The 4,382-nt window shown below is 70.7% G+C and carries 3 protein-coding genes; 1 reads left to right on the top strand and 2 read right to left on the bottom strand.

All coding sequences use genetic code 11. The features are described 5' to 3' along the window. Nucleotides 1–31: 31 nt before the first annotated feature. Together ACFWEP_RS32280 and ACFWEP_RS32275 are read right to left on the bottom strand one after the other, a co-directional pair. Nucleotides 32–2,128 (bottom strand): MDR family MFS transporter, encoded by a 2,097-nt coding sequence (locus ACFWEP_RS32280; RefSeq protein WP_387375491.1) that lies wholly within the window; start codon nucleotides 2,126–2,128, stop codon nucleotides 32–34. A gap of 55 nt (nucleotides 2,129–2,183) precedes the next feature. After that, nucleotides 2,184–3,023: a hypothetical protein gene (locus ACFWEP_RS32275; protein WP_387375489.1), complete on the bottom strand. Its 840-nt coding sequence runs from the start codon at nucleotides 3,021–3,023 to the stop codon at nucleotides 2,184–2,186. Between the two features lie 87 nt (nucleotides 3,024–3,110). On the opposite strand from ACFWEP_RS32275, the gene ACFWEP_RS32270 reads away from it, so the two are divergent. Then, nucleotides 3,111–4,361 (top strand): cytochrome P450, encoded by a 1,251-nt coding sequence (locus ACFWEP_RS32270; RefSeq protein ID WP_387375486.1) that lies wholly within the window; start codon nucleotides 3,111–3,113, stop codon nucleotides 4,359–4,361. Nucleotides 4,362–4,382 lie beyond the last annotated feature (21 nt).

Genomic DNA, 4,382 nt, shown 5'->3' with positions numbered 1-4,382 from the left:
GGACCGGGAGGGGGCCGCCGCCGGGTCGGGCTCAGACCCTCGCGCCCACCGGGGTGGGGGCGTCGCTGCGGCGGGCCGGGGCGAGTTCCGCCGCCAGGTCCTCCGCGAGCAACTGCTTGGCGATGACGTCGACCGCCGCCCTCAGCTGCCGGTCGTCGGGCCGGGCGCCGTCCTCCGCCAGCCGTTCGTTGAGCCACCTGGCCCAGGCGGAGGTGATCGTGGCCGCCTCCCGGCGGCCCGCCGCGGTGTGCTGGAAGATGCGTCCGTCGCCGGTCAGATAGCCCTCGTCGATCATCCGGTCGAAGACCGGGACCAGGACCTCCGGAGGCAGCCGGTGGCGGGTCGCGATCAGCCCGAGACCGGCGTGCCCGACCATCCGCGTGAACAGGTCGACCTGCATGACGGCCCAGGCGCCCGCCATGTCCAGCCGGGTGTCGGACGCGTCGACGATCCGCCGTGCCGTGTCCGGGCGGGCGCCGTGGAGGATCTTGGCCACCGAGAACTCCAGGACCCGGTCCGGGTTCCCGCTCATGGGCTGGGCGAAGCCCTCGCCCATGTCGGTCGAACCGGCCCGCGCCGAGTCCCGCAGCTTGACCTCCTTCAGGAACAGCGCCACCACGAACCCGATCAGCGCCACCGGTACCGTCCAGAGGAAGACGGTGTGGATGGTGTCCGCGTAGGCCTGCGCGAGAGGCGCGGACTGCGCGTCGGGCAGGGCGTGCAGGCTCAGCGGGTTCTGCGAGGCCGCGTTCAGCGTCGCCGGATCACCGCCCGCCCTCGCCGCCTCGGCCACCCCCTGCTGGAGGTTCGGGCCGAGTGAGTTGGCGTAGATGGTGCCGAAGACCGCCGTGCCGAAGGAGCTGCCGAGGGTACGGAAGAAGGTCACGCCCGAGGTGGCCGTACCCAGGTCCGAGTAGTCCACGGTGTTCTGCACGGCGATCGTCAGCACCTGCATGGACAGCCCGATGCCGAGGCCGAGCACGAACATGTACACCGACTCCAGGAACACCCCGCTGTCCGGGCCCATCAGGGACATCAGGTACAGCCCGGCCGCCATCACCAGCGAGCCCACGATGGGGAAGATCCGGTACCGACCCGTCTTGCTGACGGTGTTGCCGCTGAAGATCGAGGCGATCAGGAGACCGACGACCATCGGGAGCGTCCGCACGCCGGAGATCGTCGCCGAGTTCGCGTCCACGTACTGGAGGTACGTGGGCAGGAAGGTCATGGCCCCGAGCATCGCGAAGCCGACGATGAAGCTCAGGATCGCGCAGACCGTGAAGACGGGGTTGCGGAACAGCCGCATCGGCAGCATCGGCTCCTTGGCCCGGCTCTCCACCCGCACGAACAGGGCGAGCGCCACGAGGCCGCCGACGAAGAGGCCGATGATCATGGGGGAGCCCCAGGCGTACTCGTTCCCGCCCCAGCTCGTCCCGAGGATCAGGGCGCTGGCCCCCACCGCCACCAGGGCGATGCCCAGGTAGTCGATGACCGGCTTGCCGACGGCCCGTACGGACGGGATGTTCCGGGCCGCCGCGATGACCACCACGATCGCGATCGGCACGTTGACGTAGAACGCCCAGCGCCAGGTCAGATGGTCGGTGAACACCCCGCCGAGCAGGGGGCCGACGACGGTCGACACTCCGAACACGGCCCCGATCGCACCCTGGTACTTGCCGCGTTCGCGCAACGGGATCACATCGGCGATCAGCGCCATCGAGGTCACCATCAGCCCGCCCGCGCCGATCCCCTGGACGCCGCGCCAGATGATCAACAGCAGCATGTTGGAGGCGAGGCCGCAGAGGAACGAGCCGGTGATGAAGACGATCGCCGAGACCTGGAAGACGAGTTTGCGCCCGAACAGGTCACCGAACTTGCCGACCAGTACCGTGGCGACGGTCTCGGCGAGCAGGTAGGCGGTGACCACCCAGGACATGTGCGCCGCACCGCCGAGGTCCGACACGATCGTCGGAAGCGCCGTACCCACGATCGTCTGGTCCAGCGCCGCGAGGAGGATTCCGAGCACGATCGTCGCGAAGACGATGTTGCGGCGGCGAGGATCGAGGACGGGCGGCGGTGCGGCGGCGCTCGGCGCCACGGGAGCGGTCTCGCTGCTGGCTGTGGTCACCCTCGCACCCTCACACCGGCCCCGTTCGCCCGCATGCCGGGCGGAGCCGGACGAGTCAAGCCAGGATCGCCGCCACCGACTCGGCCATCCGGCTCACGAAGCCGTCCCGCACCTCCTCGGACACCCGGTCGAGCGAGAGGAAGGGGTTGAGGTCCTCCAGCTCGACCAGAAGAAGCCCGCCCTCCGCCGTCCGGCAGGCGTCCACGCGCTGGATGCCGTGACTGAGGGTGTTCCACTCCACGAACGTACGGGCGAATTCCAGGTCCGCAGCGCTCGCCCGCCACGGCTCCAGCACCCAGCGCCGCTCCGGGGCGGGGGCGTACAGCGCGTACTGGAAGTCGTGGTCCACGAAGTAGAAGGAGACCTCGTGCAGGAAGTCGATCCGCGGCTGCACCAGCAGGGTGCCGTCGTCGGCAGGGTCCAGCTCGGGCCGGGACACGAAGCGCAGCCCCTCCGAGTCCGCGCCCAGCTTCGGCTTCACGGCGTACGACTCCGCCTCGGGCAGCAGCCCCAGATCGGCGGCGCGGTCCACGGTCGGGATCACCGGCAGCCCGGCCCGGTCCATGTCCACGAGGTACTGCTTGCCCGCCATGTCACCGCTGCCGTCCAGCGCGTTGTAGACCGGTATCCCCAGCTCCAGCGCCCGCCGCCGGAACGCCTCGTACGCCTCGGGGTAGTGCAGCACCGGGCCGCTGTTGCGCACCACCACACCGTCGAAGCGGTCCAGCAGCGCCGCCGCGTCCCGGGGGTGGCAGAGCGCGAGGTCGAAGCGGGCGCGGAGACGCGAGGTGAGGAAGATGTCCTCGTCGCAGTAGCGCCGGCCGCGCGCCTCGTACGCCAGATCGGTGACGAAGAGGACGGACGGGCGCCGGGTGCCGGAGGCGGTGGTGGTCATCGGGTCTTCCCCAAGGGTGCCGGGAGCGGGTGATCGGTCAATAGCCTGGACGCCGATGACCGTCCGTCCACGACCGAGGAGCATTCCATGAACGCTGCCCCGCGCGAGCCGCACGCATCGCCCGCGTCGTCACTGCCGGACATTCTCTCGCCCGCCTTCGCCGCCGACCCCTACGGGGCCTACCGGATCATGCGCGAACAGGCCCCGCTGATCCGGCACGAGGCGACCGGCAGCTATCTCGTCTCCCGGTACGAGGACGTCGAGCGGGTCTTCCGGGACAGGGCCCAGGAGTTCACCACCGAGAACTACGACTGGCAGCTCGAACCCGTCCACGGCCGGACCATTCTCCAGCTCGGCGGCCGTGACCACGCCGTCCGGCGGGCACTGGTCGCCCCCGCGTTCCGGGGCTCGGACCTCCAGGAGAAGTTCCTCCCGGTCATCGAGCGCAACGCCCGCGAACTGATCGACGCCTTCCGGCACACCGGTGAAGCCGATCTCGTCACCGACTTCGCCACCCGCTTCCCGGTCCTGGTCATCGCCGACATGCTCGGCCTCGACCGGGCGGACCACGACCGCTTCCACGGCTGGTACACCTCCGTCATCGCCTTCCTCGGCAACCTCGCGGGCGACCCGGAGGTCGCAGCGGCGGGCGAGCGGACCCGGCAGGAATTCGCCGCGTACATGATCCCGGTCATCCAGCGGCGCAGGGAGGAACCGGGCGACGACCTGCTCTCCGCGCTCTGCACGGCGGAGGTCGACGGGGTGCGCATGAGCGACGAGGACATCAAGGCGTTCTGCAGCCTGCTGCTCGCGGCCGGCGGCGAGACCACCGACAAGGCCATCGCCTCGGTCTTCGCCAACCTTCTCGCCCACCCCGACCAGCTCGCCGCCGTCCGCGAGGACCGCTCGCTGATCGACCGGGCCTTCGCCGAGACGCTGCGCCACACCCCGCCCGTCCACATGATCATGCGCCAGACGGCGCGGGAGGTGGAGCTCAGCGGCGGCACGGTACCGGCGGGGGCGACGGTCACCTGCCTCATCGGCTCCGCGGGCCGCGACGACACCCGTTACCGCGACCCGGACCGCTTCGATCTCTTCCGTACGGATCTCACCAGCACCACCGCCTTCTCGGCCGCCGCCGACCACCTGGCCTTCGCTCTGGGCCGGCACTTCTGCGTCGGCGCGCTGCTCGCCAAGGCCGAGGTCGAGACGGGCGTCGGTCAACTCCTGGACGCGATGCCGGACCTGCGCCTGGCGGACGGCTTCACCCCGGTGGAGCGTGGCGTCTTCACGCGGGGGCCGGAGTCCCTGCCGGTGCGGTTCACCCCGGCCGGCTGAGCGCCGGCCCGTGAGGTGGGC

The sequence above is a fragment of the Streptomyces sp. NPDC060198 genome, from assembly GCF_042728415.1.
GTDB lineage: Bacteria > Actinomycetota > Actinomycetes > Streptomycetales > Streptomycetaceae > Streptomyces.
This window is presented reverse-complemented; position numbering and strand designations above follow the sequence as displayed.